This is a genomic window from Streptococcus mitis (assembly GCF_003944325.1).
GTDB lineage: Bacteria > Bacillota > Bacilli > Lactobacillales > Streptococcaceae > Streptococcus > Streptococcus mitis_CW.
Genome location: NZ_RJPX01000014.1, coordinates 31,309 through 47,494, shown reverse-complemented (window position 1 = coordinate 47,494; position 16,186 = coordinate 31,309). Strand labels below are relative to the sequence as shown.

The window sequence follows — 16,186 nt, the reverse complement described above, 5'->3', positions numbered from 1 at the left end:
GAAGTAACGTATATATATGTACAACATGGTCAGAATGCGAGTCATCATCCTTCGGAAGCATCTGCTCTTTGCGACATAAAAGTACATTGGAATATGTTAGATTTTATAAATGAATTAANCATTCCTAATTATTATTATTTGGAAAGGATCAAGCATTTACTATCCTATTGGAAAGACAGTTTTCCAGATTCAAAAGACATTAAGGTGTATGAAACTATGGTAACCAATTTAGAAAATGATATTACTTATCCTCGTCCATTAATTAGTCTAATCGTTCCAATTTATAATGTAGAGAATTATTTACGGATGTGTTTGGATAGTATTGCCAATCAAACTTATTCAAATATAGAAGTTCTGTTGGTTAACGATGGTTCACCAGATGGTTCTGCTGCTATCTGCCAGGAGTTTGTTGCGAAGGATAGTCGTTTTCGTTATATTGAAAAGGAAAATGGTGGCTTGTCGGACGCTCGAAATGCTGGTATTGCTGAGGCGGAAGGAGAATTTTTATCCTTTATTGATTCAGATGACTGGATAGAACCGACTTATGTAGAGGATCTGTACCGAGCAGCCTTGCTTAATGATGCAGAAGTAGTTGTATCCAATTATCAAGAATTTCATCAAGAACGCAATGTTTATTTGATTCATCTCTTTGAGGATTATTATGAGAGTCATTATAGTGGGGAGGAATTAATACAACAACTACCCTTATTAGAACGTAGGGATCTATCATTTAAAACAAGTTGGGGAATTCTGTTTGCGCGTAGATTATTTGATATCATTTCCTTCCCTAAAGGGAAAATTATTGAAGATACTCGTACTAATTATCGCCTTTTTGCAGAGTCTTGTCGTTCGACTTATATCCATAAGGCTCTTTATAATCATAGAGTGGGAGTAGATAGTATTAGCAGTAGGGTAACTGAAAAGTTGTTGGTTGATGTTTTGGACTGTTTGATGGAACGGATGGCGGTTTATGCTATTAAAGGATGGAATGTAGCGGATGAAAGAGAGAATGTGTTAACGAATTTAAAAATGCGTTACAATCAAGCAAAAGAAGCAGGACTTCAAAGTACGGAAATCTTTAAACGCTATGCAGAACTTTTGTATTTATTAAGCGATTAAAGCTCCCTCTTATCCTATAAATGACAGCACTTGACTAGGATAAAACGATACTAATGTAGTCTGCAGGGATTATCTAAGAGTATCAAGACATCTCGTTTGAGCAACTGTGATATTTTGTAAATATAAAACATGCGTGGAAGTATTGGTATTGAATAAAGAAGCTAGAGCATGAATGGAGATATTCCTATCTTGTAGATACTTGAAAGCAGATTTATTCTGCTTTTTTTGATATAATAGAAAGACTAGAATTGTATATAGAGTTAAAATTTTTTAGTATAAAATTAAATTCTATTTATATTTTGACAACAAATCGTGTTGATGTTTAACTTGTTCTGCCTCAGTAAGTGCGAGCCAAGTATATTTTTAACAGAAATTTCCTGTCAAAGTGCTATCTTGGATAAACACTTTGACATTGTTTGTCTAGGGGACTTTGATAATAAAATAGTATTTTAGTTTTAACTTTGAAATGATAAGAGCTAGCGCTCAAAAATAAAGCGGAAAATGACTAAGGTTTCTAACATGATTTACTGGGTTATTTTCTATTCCTTTTCTACTGTGTAGTGGAAAGAATAAAAAATGCTATATTAATTTTATGTAAGGATTCGTTATGAAAAATATTTTTTCGTCTATAATAGTGAAAAAAGGTCTTGTGACCCTGTTTTTGATTTTTATTTATGTCTTGGGAAGTAGATTATCTCTTCCTTTTGTTAATGTGAATAGCAGAGATTTTTTAGGTGGTTCAACTGCCTATTTAGCTTTTTCTACAGCTATTTCAGGTGGAAACCTTAGGAGTCTTTCTTTGCTGTCGGTAGGTCTTTCTCCTTGGATGTCTGCGACACTTTTATGGCAAATGTTCTCCTTGTCTAAACGTTTAGGGATTACCTCTCTCTCAATAGAGGTGCAAGATAGAAGGAAAATGTACCTAACCTTATTTATTTCGATTATCCAGTCGTTGGCTATTTCCCTAAATCTCCCCATTCAGGAATCCTTTTCTCCAATTGTTATTACCTTTATGAATACTCTGTTACTGATTGCGGGTACCTTCTTCTTAGTTTGGTTGTCAGATATAAATGCCAGCAATGGTTTGGGAGGTCCTATGGTTATTTTGCTATCTAGTATGGTATTGACTATTCCACAGGATATGATTGAAACGTTTAAAGTTATCCATATATCTTATATCAGTATTCTATTATTAGTTCTGATGGGCTTCCTTTTCACCTATATTGTTTCCATTTTGTATCGAGCGCGCTATCGTTTACCTGTACATAAAGTTGGTTTGCATAGCCGATTTAAGAGATATTCTTATTTTGAGATAATGCTAAATCCGGCTGGGGGAATGCCGTATATGTATGTTATGACTTTTATGAGTTTACCTACTTATGTATTGCTTCTTCTACATGCTATATTTCCAAAAAATCCCATCTATATGGAGTTATCTGGTCAATATAAAATGGGTGAGCCACTATGGATTTATTTATATATAGGTATTTTATTTATTTTTAGTATTGCATTTGCATTTGTAAATATAAGTGGAGATCAGATTGCTGATCGAATGAAAAAGTCAGGTGAATATATCTATGGAGTATATCCAGGTGAGGAGACCAGTCGTTTTATCAACGGTCTAGTTTTCCGATTTTCTATTGTAGGAGGAATCATTAATGTGGTTATGGCGGGCTTGCCAATGTTCCTTGTTTTATCTGATGAAAAACTGTTGCGAGTGGCCATGATTCCTGGTTTGTTTTTAATGCTGAATGGAATGATTTTTAATGTAAAAGATGAAGTAAAGGCTTTAAGAATGAACGAAACTTATAAACCACTTATCTAGGAGGTTGCGATGTATTATTTTATTCCAGCATGGTATGGGACTGATAGACCATGGCATTTTGATTTAATTCCTTGGTATCGTACTTTTTTTAAACTTGAATTTGATGATACCTTTAATCAAATCAGATTATTACAGGATCAGGGCTTTCGTTCTCAACTGTTGATTTTGTCCTACCAACCTCATCTTCGATATTTTTTACATCGTCATAGTGTCTTGGAGACAGAAGCTTATTCTGTATTTGATGATATGCAAGATTTTTCTGTGGAAAACTCACAGATTTTAAGCCTTAAAGATATTGAATGGGATAGTGAGTGTGAATTTATTTATAGTCCATTTGCTATATTGGTGCAGAGAAAAGGTAGACTGTATGCACAGGTAGAACATGGTGTAGAAGGTTTTATTAGTCATATCCAATACTTCAATAGTGAAGGTCAACGTTCTGAACAGTTTATTATGGATGATAGGGGGCTAGTATCTAGTGTTATTTATTTTAAGGATGATGTAGCTTACTATCAAGATTATCTGAATACTAAAGGAATTTGGCAGTTTAGAGAGCACTTGCAGGATGGTGGACGTATTGAGATTAATCCAATATTTGGTTATCGATTTAAATCATTGACTTATCATAATATAGGCGAGGTAATAGAGGAATTTTTTGAAAAACGACTAAGTAAAATTTATAAAAAGAATAATTTATTTATTATTCCAGCCCATCAAGTTCACAATGATTTAATGATGAGAACTTTACCGGAAGAAAGTCATAAGATTTTGAGTCTCTTTATTGATCGAAATCCTCAAGATACATTTCCCGCTTTATTGCCAGTATTCAATAAGGTAGATTTTACCTTGGTAGATAGGGAAGATAGTCTTCATATTTTGAAAGAATTATATCCAGAGAATGAACAATATTTTAAACATTTGTCTCCTTTTGATACTCGCCTACGTTTGGGGCGTAGCCAGACAAGAAAAACCTCTTTTATTTACTATCAATTGAATTTTAAAGAGGGTATTGATGAAGAGGGGATATATCAAATATTAGATTTTGTTTCGAAAACAAAAGATGTGGAATTGATATTTGGTACCTTTGCGACGGATGAAGAACTACTAGAGCAGTTTGAAGATTTAATTCAGAAGATTATACAAGAGAGAATCGATAGTCAATCGTTGGAAAAAGATGCGGGTTATGGCGATTCAGAAAATCCTTTAGAGGATAATAAAGTAGAGGAACTGAGATATCAAGTCGTTAATATGAATGATGAACTGGATTTAATTAAAACCTTGGAATTTGTACGTTTAATTGTAGACTTAAGTAAACTTCCTCATCTTTATACTCAAATTGCTGGAATTAGTGCAGGGATTCCTCAAATTAATCGAGTGAAAACAGTTTATGTGGATCATTTAAAGAACGGATATCTTATTTCTGACTTATCAGAACTTCAAAAGGCAATCCATTATTATTTGGATACACTTAAGGAGTGGAATCAAGCCTTGATTTACTCTGTAGAAAAAATCAAGGAACATACGGGACAGATGTTTTTAGAAAAACTCCAAAATTGGATAGGAGAAATCACAGATGTCAAAGAATCTTAAAATCTTACAAATTGGAATTGATAACTGGAAACATTGTTTTGAAATTCCTGATAATATGGACTGGTATTATTTTTGTCCTGATTCTTCTCTTGCTTTGAGAAAAATGATGGAGATGGATGGAATTACTAGTTTTCATGTTGTTTTAATAGAGGACGGTCAGTATCTGAAAGATTTACTTCCGTTTATGAATAACATAGAACCTCATACTCTTTTATATAACCAAAATTTTGAAACGGCAGATTTGACCATTTCATCATTTCTAAAAAGATCTTGTGCTCAGGCTGTTGATTTTTCAGACCCTCAAACATTACTGGAAGATTTGTCGACTTCGCTGTTTGGTGGCGGATATGGCGATAAGTTGAAGCCGTTTATGTTGCAAGTCAATCCTGCTTTTAAGGGTTCGATTTCTTATCAAGGCTTTGAGCACTTAACATTGGAGGGATATTTTGGAGAAGAATTTTCTCAGTTAGCTTTTTGGAGTTATAACATAATCCTAGAAGAGGAACTCCCTATTGAATTGTGGTTGGAGTATGAAAAAAGTGATGGGGTAGAATTTCAAGTTAGTATAAAAAAAATAAAACAAGGTTCGGTGTCAGAAATTATAGAAGAGATAATCCTAAATGAACCTGATTTGGAAAAGGCATTCGTCATTCCGGGCGAATCCAAAGGTTATTTAGCAATTTCAATTCTAGCATGTGGTCAGGGGATTCTTCAATTAGGAAGTTTACACAGACGTTGGACTCGTAAGCAATTTGGGAAGTTTTTCTTGGGGGGAAATATCTTACACGATAGTAAGCGTGAAGAAATTAATTATTTCTTCCATCCTGGAGATTTTAAGCCTCCATTGAATGTATACTTTGCAGGGTATCGTTCTGCGGAAGGTTTTGAAGGATATTACATGATGAAAAATCTTGGATGTCCTTTCATCTTGTTTTCTGATCCACGTCTTGAAGGTGGTGCCTTTTATTTGGGAAGTGATGAGCTAGAAAATAAGGTAAAGGAAACGATTCTTCACTATCTAGATTATCTAGGATTTGATAAAAAAGATTTGATTTTGTCAGGTCTTTCTATGGGAACATTTCCATCTCTTTATTATGGTGCCTCCTTTGAACCTCATGCTATTATTGTCGGTAAACCTCTTGCCAATATTGGAACAATCGCTAGTCGTGGACGATTAGAAGCTCCAGGCGTATTTAATACAGCTTTTGATATTTTGCATCATCAAACTGGGGGAGTTAGCTCTAGACATATGCTGGAATTAGATCAACGTTTTTGGAATGTTTTTAAACAAGCAGATTTTTCAAATACAACCTTTGGTCTATCTTATATGAAAGACGAGGATATGGATAGCCGTGCTTATGAACAATTAGTTGATCACTTATGTAATACAGGAGCGAAAATACTTTCTAAAGGAACAGCGGGACGACATAATGATGATACGGATACCAATGTAGCTTGGTTTTTGCACTTTTATCATATGGTGTTAGAGGCAGATTTTGGGAGAGGTGATGAATGATTATCAAACAAAGACAAGGAATAGAGTGGGGAGAAGTTGGGGGAACATTTATGTACGGCACTCGGGTGACTTATCATAGCTACCAGCATGTCAGTCTCTATAATCCTTTGTTAACATCTGGAGAAATTCTGAGGAGCTGGTTTTCTAGTTTGAACTATCAAGGAGCTAGAACTCAAGTTAGTCTGCCTTTATTAAAACGAGGACAGGATTATCAAATGTGTATGAATTTCGATTGTCAACCAGAGCAAGGTTTATACATAAAAATTAGATTTTTTGATCGCTATGAAACTGTAATTGAGGAAAAGGTAGAAAAAGTTAAACAATTTATGTTTACTTACCCCCAAGAAGCTTACACCTATGAAGTGTCTCTTTTGAGTGCAGGTTTTGAGTCGTTAGACTTTTATGATTTTTATATCGAGGAGATGAATCGTGATTAAAAATTTTAGTCAAGATTTTCAGTTGAGGAAAGTCAAAAGGATCTTAAAAAAGATTAATGCCCTAAAAGGGGAAATGGAGTCTCTCTCAGATCAAAAATTAGCGGCAAAAACACTAGAATTCCGACAACGTCTTGCTAAAGGAGAAACGGTGGATGATCTTTTGGTTGAGGCATTTGCAGTAGTACGTGAAGCAGATAAACGAGTGTTAGGAATGTTCCCCTATGATGTACAGGTCATGGGAGGAATTGTTATTCATCAAGGTGATGTAGCGGAGATGAACACAGGTGAGGGGAAAACCTTGACAGCTACTATGCCCGTTTACCTCAATGCGCTGACGGGCAAGGGAACGATGGTTATTACAACGAATGAATATCTTGCCAAGCGTGATGCGGAGGAAATGGGACAGGTTTACCGTTTTTTAGGCTTATCTGTTGGAATTCCCTTTACAGGTGATCCTAATGAAGAATACACACCTGAGGAAAAAAGACTTATTTATGAATCAGATATTATATACACAACCAATAGTGTATTGGGATTTGATTATCTGAATGATAATTTAGCTTCTGATGAGTCATCTAAATTTTTACGTCCTTTTGATTATGTAATCATTGATGAAATTGATGATATTTTACTTGATAGTGCTCAAACTCCTTTGATTGTTGCCGGTGCTCCGCGTGTTCAATCTAATCACTACGGTATTATTGATACGCTGGTAACGACCTTGGTTGAAGGTGAGGATTACATTTTTAAAGAGGAGAAAGATGAAGTTTGGTTGACCACTAAAGGTGCTAAGGCTGCTGAAAGCTTTTTAGGAATAGATCATTTTTACAAGGAAGAACATGCGGTTTTTGCTCGTCATCTAGTCTATGCAATAAGGGCTCATAAACTTTATACAAGAGATAAGGACTATATCGTTCGAGGGGATGAAATGGTACTGGTCGATAAGGGGACAGGACGTCTTATGGAAATGACCAAACTACAGGGAGGTCTCCATCAGGCAATTGAGGCGAAGGAGCATGTTAAATTGTCTCCAGAAACAAGAGCCATGGCTTCCATAACCTATCAGAGTCTCTTTAAGATGTTTAATAAGATATCGGGGATGACAGGGACAGGTAAGGTTGCAGAAAAAGAGTTTCTTGAAACTTATAATATGGCAGTTATTCGTATTCCAACCAATCGTCCGAAACAACGGATTGACTATCCAGACAATTTGTATGTAACGTTACCTGAAAAAGTGTATGCTTCTTTGGAGTATATCAAAGAATACCATGCTAAGGGAAATCCTTTATTGGTTTTTGTTGGTTCTGTGGAGATGTCCCATCTTTACTCATCTCTTTTATTACGTGAAGGGATTGCCCATAATGTTCTAAATGCTAATAATGTGGCGCGTGAGGCTCAGATTATCTCCGAGTCAGGTCAGATGGGGGCTGTGACAGTAGCTACCTCTATGGCAGGACGTGGTACGGATATTAAACTTGGTAAGGGAGTTGCAGAACTTGGAGGATTGATTGTAATCGGAACAGAGCGGATGGAAAGTCAACGGATTGACTTACAGATTCGAGGACGTTCTGGTCGTCAAGGGGATCCTGGGATGAGTAAGTTTTTTGTATCCTTAGAGGACGATGTTATCAAGAAATTTGGTCCATCTTGGGTGCATAAAAAGTATAAAGACTATCAGGTTCAAGATATGACTCAACCAGAAGTATTGAAAGGCCGTAAATATCGGAAACTGGTCGAAAAGGCTCAGCATGCCAGTGATAGTGCTGGACGTTCGGCGCGTCGTCAGACACTAGAATATGCTGAGAGTATGAATATTCAACGGAATATGGTCTATAAAGAAAGAAATCGTCTAATAGATGGTTCTCGTGACTTAGAGGATGTTGTTGAGGAAATCATTGCTAGTTACATTGATCAAGTGACCTCTTCAAATTATGAAAGCCGAGACTTGCTCTTCCACTTTATCGTGACCAATATTAGTTTCCATGTTAAAGAGATTCCAGATTATATAGATGTGACTGACAAGACTGCAGTTCGTAGTTTTATGAAGCAGGTGATTGATAAAGAACTTTCAGAAAAGAAAGAATTACTTGATCAACATGACTTGTATGAACAGTTTTTACGACTTTCTTTGCTCAAGGCTATTGATGATAACTGGGTAGAGCAGGTAGATTACTTACAACAATTGACTATGGCGATAGGGAATCAGCCGGCTGCTCAGAAAAATCCTATAGTAGAGTATTATCAGGAGGCTTATGATGGTTTTGAAACCATGAAAGAACAGATTCGGGCTGATATGATACGTAATCTTTTGATGGGACTTGTTGAAGTTACTTCTAAAGGTGAGATTATGACTCATTTCCCATAAGAGGAGAATATATGACAATTTATAATATAAATTTAGGCATTGGCTGGGCTAGTAGCGGTGTTGAATACGCCCAAGCTTATCGTGCTGGTGTTTTTCGGAAATTAAATCTGTCCTCTAAGTTTATCTTTACAGATATGATTTTAGCCGATAATATTCAGCACTTAACAGCAAATATTGGTTTTGATGATGATCAAGTGATCTGGCTTTATAATCATTTTACAGACATCAAGATTGCGCCGACTAGCGTGACAGTGGATGATGTCTTGGCTTACTTTGGTGGTGAAGAAAGTCACAGAGAAAAAAATGGCAAGGTTTTACGTGTCTTCTTTTCTGACCAAGGTAAGTTTGTAACCTGTTATTTGGTTGATGAGGACAAGGACTTGGTTCAACATGCTGAGTATGTCTTTAAAGGAAAACTGATTCGTAAGGATTACTTTTCTTATGCGCGTTATTGTAGCGAATACTTTGCTCCCAAGGACAATGTTGCAGTGCTATATCAAAGGACTTTTTATAATGAGGACGGGACTCCAGCCTATGATATCTTGATGAATCAAGGTAAGGAAGAAGTTTACCGTTTTAAGGATAAGATTTTCTATGGAAAGCAAGCTTTCATGCGTGCTTTTATGAAATCCTTGAATTTGAACAAGTCTGATTTGGTCATTCTTGATAGAGAAACAGGTATTGGACAGGTTGTGTTTGAAGAAGCACAGGCAGCGCATTTAGCGGTAGTTGTTCATGCGGAGCATTATAGTGAAAATGCTACAAATGAGGACTATATCCTTTGGAATAACTATTATGACTATCAGTTTACAAATGCAGATAAGGTTGACTTCTTTATTGTATCAACTGATAAGCAGAGAGAAGTTCTGCAAGAACAATTTGCCAAATATACCCAGCATCAACCAAAGATTGTTACCATTCCTGTAGGAAGTATTGATGCATTAACTGAGTCAAGTCAGGGACGTAAACCCTTTTCATTGATTACGGCTTCACGTCTTGCCAAAGAAAAACACATTGACTGGTTGGTCAAGGCGGTGATTGAGGCTCGTAAGGAAATACCTGAATTAACCTTTGATATTTATGGTAGCGGTGGAGAAGATTCTCTGCTTAGAGACATTATTGCAACTCATCAGGCTGAGGATTATATCCAGCTCAAGGGGCATGCGGATCTTGCGCAGATTTATAGCCAGTATGAGGTCTACTTGACGGCTTCTACCAGCGAAGGCTTTGGTTTGACTTTGATGGAAGCAGTTGGTTCAGGTCTACCACTAATCGGTTTTGATGTGCCTTATGGGAATCAGACCTTTATAGAAGATGGCCAAAATGGTTATTTGATTCCAAGTTCATCTGACCATGTAGAAGATCAAATCAAGCAAGCTTATGCGGCTAAGATTTGTCAATTGTATCAGGAAAATCGTTTGGAAGCTATGCGTGCCCATTCTTATCAAATTGCAGAAGGTTTCTTAACCGAAGAAATTTTAGAAAAGTGGAAAAAAACAGTAGAGGAGGTGCTCCATGATTGAACTTTATGATCGATATAGTCAGGAAAGTCGAGATTTACATGAAAGTCTAGTAGCTACTGGTCTTTCCCAACTTGGAGTAGTCATCGATGCAGATGGTTTTCTACCTGATGGTCTGGTGTCCCCATTTACCTATTATCTAGGCTATGAAAAGGGAAAACCTCTCTATTTTAACCAAGTTCCTGTTCCAGCTTTTTGGGAAATTTCAGGAAATAATCAGTCTGCTCGCATTGAAGATATGACAGAGGAGAGAGCCGTTATTCATTATGCTGATGGAATGCAGGCTCGCTTGGTTAAACAGGTAGATTGGAAAGACTTGGAAGGTCGAGTACGTCAGGTTGACCATTATAATCGCTTCGGAGCCTGCTTTGCTACAACGACCTATAGCGCAGATAGTGAGCCGATTATGACGGTTTACCAAGATGTCAATGGTCAGGAAGTGTTACTTGAAAACCATGTGACGGGTGATATCTTATTGACCTTACCTGGTCAGTCCATGCGTTACTTTGCAAATAAGGTTGAATTTATTACCTTCTTTTTGCAAAATTTGGAAATAGATACAAGTCAGCTTATCTTTAATACCTTAGCGACTCCTTTCTTGGTTTCCTTCCATCATCCAGATAAGTCTGGTTCAGATGTTTTGGTTTGGCAGGAACCTCTCTATGATGCCATTCCAGGCAATATGCAGTTGATTTTAGAGAGTGATGATGTGCGCACTAAGAAAATCATCATTCCAAACAAGGCGACTTATGAACGTGCTTTAGAGTTGACTGACGAGAAATACCATGATCAGTTTGTCCACTTGGGTTACCATTACCAGTTCAAACGTGATAATTTCCTAAGACGAGACGCCTTAATCTTGACCAATTCCGATCAGATTGAGCAAGTAGAAGCAATCGTAGAAGCCTTGCCTGATGTCACTTTCCGTATTGCAGCGGTAACAGAGATGTCTTCTAAGTTATTAGATATGCTTCGTTATCCTAATGTGGTCCTTTACCAGAACGCTAGTCCACAGAAGATTCAGGAGCTCTATCAATTGTCGGATATTTACTTGGATATAAACCATAGCAATGAGTTATTGCAGGCAGTGCGTCAGGCCTTTGAACACAATCTCTTGCTTCTTGGATTTCATCAGACGGTGCACAATAGACTCTATATCGCTCCAGACCATCTATTTGAAAGTAGTGAAGTCGCTGCTTTGGTTGAGAACATTAAATTGGCCCTTTCAGATGTTGAACAAATGCGTCAGGCACTTGGCAAACAAGGCCAACATGCCAACTATGTTGACTTGGTGCGATATCAGGAAACCATGCAAACTGTTTTAGGAGGCTAACATGTCAGAGGAAGATTTATTTTACAAAGACGTTGAAGGCCGCATGGAAGAGTTGAAACAAAAACCCATCAAGAAAGAAAAAGAAACCCGAGGGGAAAAGATTAGTAAGACTTTTTCACTTTTACTGGGCTTGATGATTCTGATTGGTTTACTCTTTACTTTATTGGGAATTTTGAGGTAGGCCTATGATTGACATACTGATTGTTTTAGCTATTGTCCTATCTCTTGCTTTGATTGTATTGGTAACCATCCAACCCCGTCAAAATCAACTCTTTTCCATGGATGCTACCAGTAATATTGGTAAACCAAGTTACTGGCAGAGCAATACTTTGGTAAAGGTGCTTACTTTATTGGTGAGTTTGGCCTTATTCGTCCTATTACTAACCTTTATGGTGCTAACTTATACTCAATGAAAATCAAAAAGCAAACTAGGAAGCTAGCCGTAAGCTGTACTTGAGTACGGTAAGGCGACGCTGACGTGGTTTGAAGAGATTTTCGAAGAGTATTACAAATAAAAGAAAACTTCAGATACTCACCTTTTGTGATTGATCTGAAGTTTTCTTTTTTTACTTTCTATATTTTTGATAAAAATCAACTTTGACTTGGATGAAGGTTTTGGCTTCACGTAGGAGTTGGAGGAGCGTGGCGCGGGTTTCAAATTCTTCTCTTGTCTTGGGCAGACTGCGATTACGAAAGACTTCTAGATAGCGTTCAATTTCATCTAGTAAATTAGAAGCAGGATTGGTTTGGCTTAGTTGGCCTGCAATTTTTGAAAAGAGTTGGGCCAAAATCAGGCTTTCACTGGCAGCAAGATGACAGGTGTTGATTTGCTGGGCCATATTTCGCAGGATACGACTTTGTCGCTGTCTCATCTCAAAGTAGTGGATATGGTAGTCGGTCTGGTGAAAGAGGTGGTCAGAGTGATCTAGGTAGACCAGTCTGAGGGCTTCTTCCAAAAGGGTATCCAATTCTTCAACCAGCTGTGCTCGGTTGCGTCCATCCCCTCTGGATAAATAATATTTGAAGCGCTGGAGGATATCTTTTAACTTTTCTTCAACCAGCGTGTAGTAGAGCTGGATTTCCTTCTCTCGTGAAGGCATATAGAGATTGACTAGTAGGGCAAACCCTGTACCGATAGCAAAGAGAAGAAATTCATTGACTAGAAGGTCTGGAGAAATTGATTTTTGTACCAAGAGATGGCTGACCAAAACGCTACTTGGTGTGATGCCAATTTCCCAGCCCATCTTGTAGGCTAGAGGAACGTAGAGAGCCAGATAGAGACCAAGGCTCCAGATATAAAATCCGCTCAAGTGAAAAGCCAGAACACCGATAGCCAGAGCTAGAAGCATAGAAAAAAGACGATTGCGGGCCAATTTTAAAGTGCTTCTACGGGTATCAGATAGGCTCAAGAGAGCGATAATTCCAGCTGAGACAGCTGAAGAAAGATTGAGAAAATAAGCGACAAAACAGGCTAGACAGGTAGCTAAGATGAGTTTGGTCGTACGTTGGCTAATAGACATAAGGATTTCCTAGTAAGTTAGAATAAAAGTGGAAAAGACAAGACTTGAGCAGACTTGTCTTTATGAGTTATTTTTTACGGGCTGCTGCGTATTCGGCAACGGCAGTAAAGAGGACATCTGTAGAAGAATTAATAGCTGTTTCGCATGAGTCTTGGATGACACCAATCACAAATCCAACCCCCACAACTTGCATGGCAATATCGTTAGAAATACCAAAAAGGCTACAAGCAACTGGGATAAGGAGGAGGGAACCACCAGCGATACCAGAAGCTCCACAGGCTGAGATAGCTGCTACCACACTAAGGACAAAGGCTGTTGCAAAGTCAACAGGGATTCCAAGAGTATTTACTGCAGCAAGTGTCAAAATGTTAATAGTAATCGCTGCTCCTGCCATATTGATAGTAGAACCAAGTGGGATAGAAACTGAATAGGTATCTGGGTTGAGTCCAAGGTCATGACAGAGCTTCATGTTGACAGGGATGTTAGCTGCAGAACTACGAGTGAAGAAGGCTGTAACTCCGCTGACACGCAAACATTTCCAAACGAGGGGATAAGGATTTCTCTTCATAAAGAGAAAGGCAATCAATGGATTGACAACCAGAGCGACAAAGAACATGGTTGTAACCAATAGTCCTAGTAAAATACCGTAGTTTGCTAGACTGCCGATTCCTTTATCAGAGATAGTTTTAAAGACAAGGCCTAGGATTCCAAATGGAGCTAGGTTAATGATCCATTCGACAATTTTAGAAGTCACATCAGCTATGGTGTTCAACAATTCTTTACTATTTTTGCTGGCTTCTCTCATGGCAATCCCGAAAATCACTGCCCAAGATAGGATTCCAATGTAGTTGGCTGTGACGAGGGCATTGACAGGGTTGTCTACGAGTTTAAGCAAGAGATTGCTAAGAACCTGACCTATACCATCAGGAGGCGTAACCTCTGTATTAGTACTATTTAAGGTAATTTCAACTGGAACGATGAAACTAGCAAAGACAGCCACAAGTGCCGCTGCAAAGGTTCCTACTAGATAAAGGAAGATAACAGTTTTCATATTGCTATCCTGTCCCTTTTGGTGTTTGGAAAGGGCATTGGCAACGAGAGCAAAGACTAGAATAGGTGCGATGGCTTTGAGACCACCAACAAAGAGATCTCCGAGTAGGCCGATTCCAGATACAGTAGGAAGTGTTAGTCCTAGGATTCCTCCAAAAAGCATACCAATCAAAATACGTTTGATTAGGCTTGCCTTATTCCAAGCATGAATGAGTTTTTTCATAATAACCTCCTTAGTTGTGTAATGTTTATGATTATAGTATAAATATGAACCAAAATCAAGAATTTTCTGTCTATTTTTGAAATTATTTTTGAATATTTATGGAGAATGGCACTTGTGAAAGTATGGTATAATAAATAAAAGGAGTTTTCTATGCAAGAATTTATTCAAACCTACCTCAATAAGCTTGATCTAACAGCGATTATCGAGAGTATCTTAACCAAGCTACTTTCTCTGTTATTCCTGTTTTTGCTCTTTTATATAGCTAAGAAACTGCTTCATACCATGGTGCAGAGAATTGTCAAACCTTCTCTAAAAATGTCTCGTCACGATATCGGACGTCAGAAAACCATCTCACGTCTGTTAGAAAATGTGTTTAATTATACCCTTTATTTCTTTTTACTCTACTGCATTTTGTCGATATTGGGCTTGCCAGTTTCTAGTTTGCTTGCTGGAGCTGGGATTGCTGGGGTGGCCATCGGTATGGGAGCCCAAGGCTTTCTGTCTGATGTCATCAATGGCTTTTTCATCCTCTTTGAGCATCAACTGGATGTAGGAGATGAAGTTGTTCTGACAAATGGTCCTATTACTGTATCGGGCAAGGTTGTCAGCGTCGGTATTCGAACAACGCAACTTAGAGGAGAAAATCAGGTTCTGCACTTCGTTCCCAATCGGAATATCACCGTCGTCAGCAATTTCTCTCGGACAGATCAGGCCTGAAATGTTAGCAGATTTATGGTACAATAGAAAGAGTTTGGTAAAGGAGAGAAGATGTTTTTAGAAAAACAGCTGGGCAATGGTTGTACCTGGATTGACCTAGATTTGGACAAGTTGAAAAAACTAGAAGACCTTTCTGAAATCTACGGTTTGGACAAGGAAACCATTGAATACGCACTGGATAGAAATGAGCGTGCCCACATGGATTATCACCGTGAAAATGGGACTGTGACCTTTATCTATAATGTCTTGAACTTGAAAAAGGACAAGGAATACTACGAAGCCTTTCCCATGACCTTTATCGTGGAACATCATCGCCTGATTACCATTAGTAATACCAAGAACGCCTATGTCATTGAACAGATGACCCGTTATCTGGAGAGTCATGACACGCTTTCGATTTACAAGTTTCTCTTTGCTAGTCTGGAAATCATCAGCAATGCCTACTATCCTGTCATCGAGCAGATGGACAAGAGTAAGGATGAGGTCAATGGCCTCTTGCGTCAGCGGACGACCAAGAAAAACCTCTTTGCCCTTTCCGACTTGGAAACCGGTATGGTTTATCTTACTGCGGCTGCCAAGCAAAATCGTATGTTGCTGGAACATATCCAAGGGCATGCTCTCTATCGCAGTTTTAATGAGATTGAGAGAGAACAGTTTGATGATGCCATGATTGAGGCTCATCAGCTGGTATCCATGACAGACTTGATTTCTCAAGTCCTCCAACAACTATCAGCATCTTACAACAATATTCTAAATAATAATCTGAATGATAATTTGACAACCTTGACCATCATTTCAGTCTTGCTAGCGGTTTTGGCAGTAGTGACAGGCTTTTTCGGAATGAATGTTCCCCTACCTTTAACAGATGAGCCCCATGCTTGGCTCTACATCAGTTTGGCTAGTGCAGGTTTGTGGATTGTTTTGTCATTGTTACTAAGGAAAATTGCGAAAAAAAGTTAAGAAAAGGAGCC

The 16,186-nt window shown here is 38.0% G+C and carries 14 protein-coding genes; 12 read left to right on the top strand and 2 right to left on the bottom strand.

Annotated features, from left to right (window positions below; translation table 11 throughout):
• The first annotated feature begins 216 nt into the window (after positions 1 to 216).
• From D8787_RS05560 to asp5, 10 genes are all read left to right on the top strand, one after another.
• Positions 217 to 1,119, top strand: a complete 903-nt coding sequence (locus D8787_RS05560; protein WP_050492376.1) for a glycosyltransferase family 2 protein — start codon at positions 217 to 219, stop codon at positions 1,117 to 1,119.
• Between the two features lie 607 nt (positions 1,120 to 1,726).
• A complete protein-coding gene (secY2, locus tag D8787_RS05555; protein ID WP_042901435.1) occupies positions 1,727 to 2,944 on the top strand; it encodes an accessory Sec system protein translocase subunit SecY2 in 1,218 nt (405 codons plus the stop codon).
• A 9-nt stretch (positions 2,945 to 2,953) separates the two neighbouring features.
• Positions 2,954 to 4,534 (top strand): accessory Sec system protein Asp1, encoded by a 1,581-nt coding sequence (gene asp1, locus D8787_RS05550; protein WP_042901434.1) that lies wholly within the window; start codon positions 2,954 to 2,956, stop codon positions 4,532 to 4,534.
• On the top strand, positions 4,518 to 6,050 hold the full coding sequence (asp2, locus tag D8787_RS05545; RefSeq protein ID WP_125421604.1) for an accessory Sec system protein Asp2: 1,533 nt from the start codon (positions 4,518 to 4,520) through the stop codon (positions 6,048 to 6,050). The genes asp1 and asp2 overlap by 17 nt, the downstream gene beginning before the upstream one ends.
• Positions 6,047 to 6,487, top strand: a complete 441-nt coding sequence (gene asp3, locus D8787_RS05540; protein ID WP_125421601.1) for an accessory Sec system protein Asp3 — start codon at positions 6,047 to 6,049, stop codon at positions 6,485 to 6,487. Before asp2 ends, asp3 begins: the two co-directional genes overlap by 4 nt.
• Positions 6,480 to 8,852, top strand: a complete 2,373-nt coding sequence (gene secA2 / locus D8787_RS05535; RefSeq protein WP_125421598.1) for an accessory Sec system translocase SecA2 — start codon at positions 6,480 to 6,482, stop codon at positions 8,850 to 8,852. The genes asp3 and secA2 overlap by 8 nt, the downstream gene beginning before the upstream one ends.
• A gap of 11 nt (positions 8,853 to 8,863) precedes the next feature.
• A complete protein-coding gene (gtfA, locus tag D8787_RS05530) occupies positions 8,864 to 10,375 on the top strand; it encodes an accessory Sec system glycosyltransferase GtfA (protein WP_125421595.1) in 1,512 nt (503 codons plus the stop codon).
• Positions 10,368 to 11,705, top strand: a complete 1,338-nt coding sequence (gene gtfB, locus D8787_RS05525; RefSeq protein ID WP_125421592.1) for an accessory Sec system glycosylation chaperone GtfB — start codon at positions 10,368 to 10,370, stop codon at positions 11,703 to 11,705. The genes gtfA and gtfB overlap by 8 nt, the downstream gene beginning before the upstream one ends.
• A 1-nt stretch (position 11,706) precedes the next feature.
• Positions 11,707 to 11,886 (top strand): accessory Sec system protein Asp4, encoded by a 180-nt coding sequence (asp4, locus tag D8787_RS05520; RefSeq protein ID WP_001287962.1) that lies wholly within the window; start codon positions 11,707 to 11,709, stop codon positions 11,884 to 11,886.
• A gap of 4 nt (positions 11,887 to 11,890) precedes the next feature.
• On the top strand, positions 11,891 to 12,118 hold the full coding sequence (gene asp5 / locus D8787_RS05515) for an accessory Sec system protein Asp5 (protein ID WP_125421590.1): 228 nt from the start codon (positions 11,891 to 11,893) through the stop codon (positions 12,116 to 12,118).
• Between the two features lie 153 nt (positions 12,119 to 12,271).
• Here asp5 and D8787_RS05510 read toward each other — a convergent pair whose 3' ends face one another.
• Entirely contained in the window at positions 12,272 to 13,225 is a 954-nt protein-coding gene (locus D8787_RS05510) for an aromatic acid exporter family protein (RefSeq protein WP_125421587.1), read from the bottom strand.
• Between the two features lie 67 nt (positions 13,226 to 13,292).
• Positions 13,293 to 14,498, bottom strand: a complete 1,206-nt coding sequence (gene sstT, locus D8787_RS05505; RefSeq protein ID WP_125421584.1) for a serine/threonine transporter SstT — start codon at positions 14,496 to 14,498, stop codon at positions 13,293 to 13,295.
• A 150-nt stretch (positions 14,499 to 14,648) separates the two neighbouring features.
• Here sstT and D8787_RS05500 point away from each other — a divergent pair, with 150 nt between their 5' ends.
• Together D8787_RS05500 and D8787_RS05495 are read left to right on the top strand one after the other, a co-directional pair.
• The gene (locus tag D8787_RS05500) at positions 14,649 to 15,215 is read left to right on the top strand and encodes a mechanosensitive ion channel family protein (protein WP_125421581.1); all 567 of its coding nucleotides are present in this window, start codon (positions 14,649 to 14,651) and stop codon (positions 15,213 to 15,215) included.
• A gap of 51 nt (positions 15,216 to 15,266) precedes the next feature.
• Complete coding sequence (locus tag D8787_RS05495; protein WP_125421578.1) at positions 15,267 to 16,175, top strand: magnesium transporter CorA family protein; 909 nt, start codon at positions 15,267 to 15,269, stop codon at positions 16,173 to 16,175.
• The last annotated feature ends 11 nt before the right edge of the window (positions 16,176 to 16,186 follow it).

What these genes read in the sequence shown, in the direction of transcription:
- D8787_RS05560 (WP_050492376.1), top strand. Translation starts at nt 217, where the DNA reads ATGGTAACCAATTTAGAAAATGATATTACTTATCCTCGTCCATTAATT.
- secY2 (WP_042901435.1), top strand. Translation starts at nt 1,727, where the DNA reads ATGAAAAATATTTTTTCGTCTATAATAGTGAAAAAAGGTCTTGTGACC.
- asp1 (WP_042901434.1), top strand. Translation starts at nt 2,954, where the DNA reads ATGTATTATTTTATTCCAGCATGGTATGGGACTGATAGACCATGGCAT.
- asp2 (WP_125421604.1), top strand. Translation starts at nt 4,518, where the DNA reads ATGTCAAAGAATCTTAAAATCTTACAAATTGGAATTGATAACTGGAAA.
- asp3 (WP_125421601.1), top strand. Translation starts at nt 6,047, where the DNA reads ATGATTATCAAACAAAGACAAGGAATAGAGTGGGGAGAAGTTGGGGGA.
- gtfA (WP_125421595.1), top strand. Translation starts at nt 8,864, where the DNA reads ATGACAATTTATAATATAAATTTAGGCATTGGCTGGGCTAGTAGCGGT.
- gtfB (WP_125421592.1), top strand. Translation starts at nt 10,368, where the DNA reads ATGATTGAACTTTATGATCGATATAGTCAGGAAAGTCGAGATTTACAT.
- asp4 (WP_001287962.1), top strand. Translation starts at nt 11,707, where the DNA reads ATGTCAGAGGAAGATTTATTTTACAAAGACGTTGAAGGCCGCATGGAA.
- asp5 (WP_125421590.1), top strand. Translation starts at nt 11,891, where the DNA reads ATGATTGACATACTGATTGTTTTAGCTATTGTCCTATCTCTTGCTTTG.
- D8787_RS05510 (WP_125421587.1), bottom strand. Translation starts at nt 13,225, where the DNA reads ATGTCTATTAGCCAACGTACGACCAAACTCATCTTAGCTACCTGTCTA.
- sstT (WP_125421584.1), bottom strand. Translation starts at nt 14,498, where the DNA reads ATGAAAAAACTCATTCATGCTTGGAATAAGGCAAGCCTAATCAAACGT.
- D8787_RS05500 (WP_125421581.1), top strand. Translation starts at nt 14,649, where the DNA reads ATGCAAGAATTTATTCAAACCTACCTCAATAAGCTTGATCTAACAGCG.
- D8787_RS05495 (WP_125421578.1), top strand. Translation starts at nt 15,267, where the DNA reads ATGTTTTTAGAAAAACAGCTGGGCAATGGTTGTACCTGGATTGACCTA.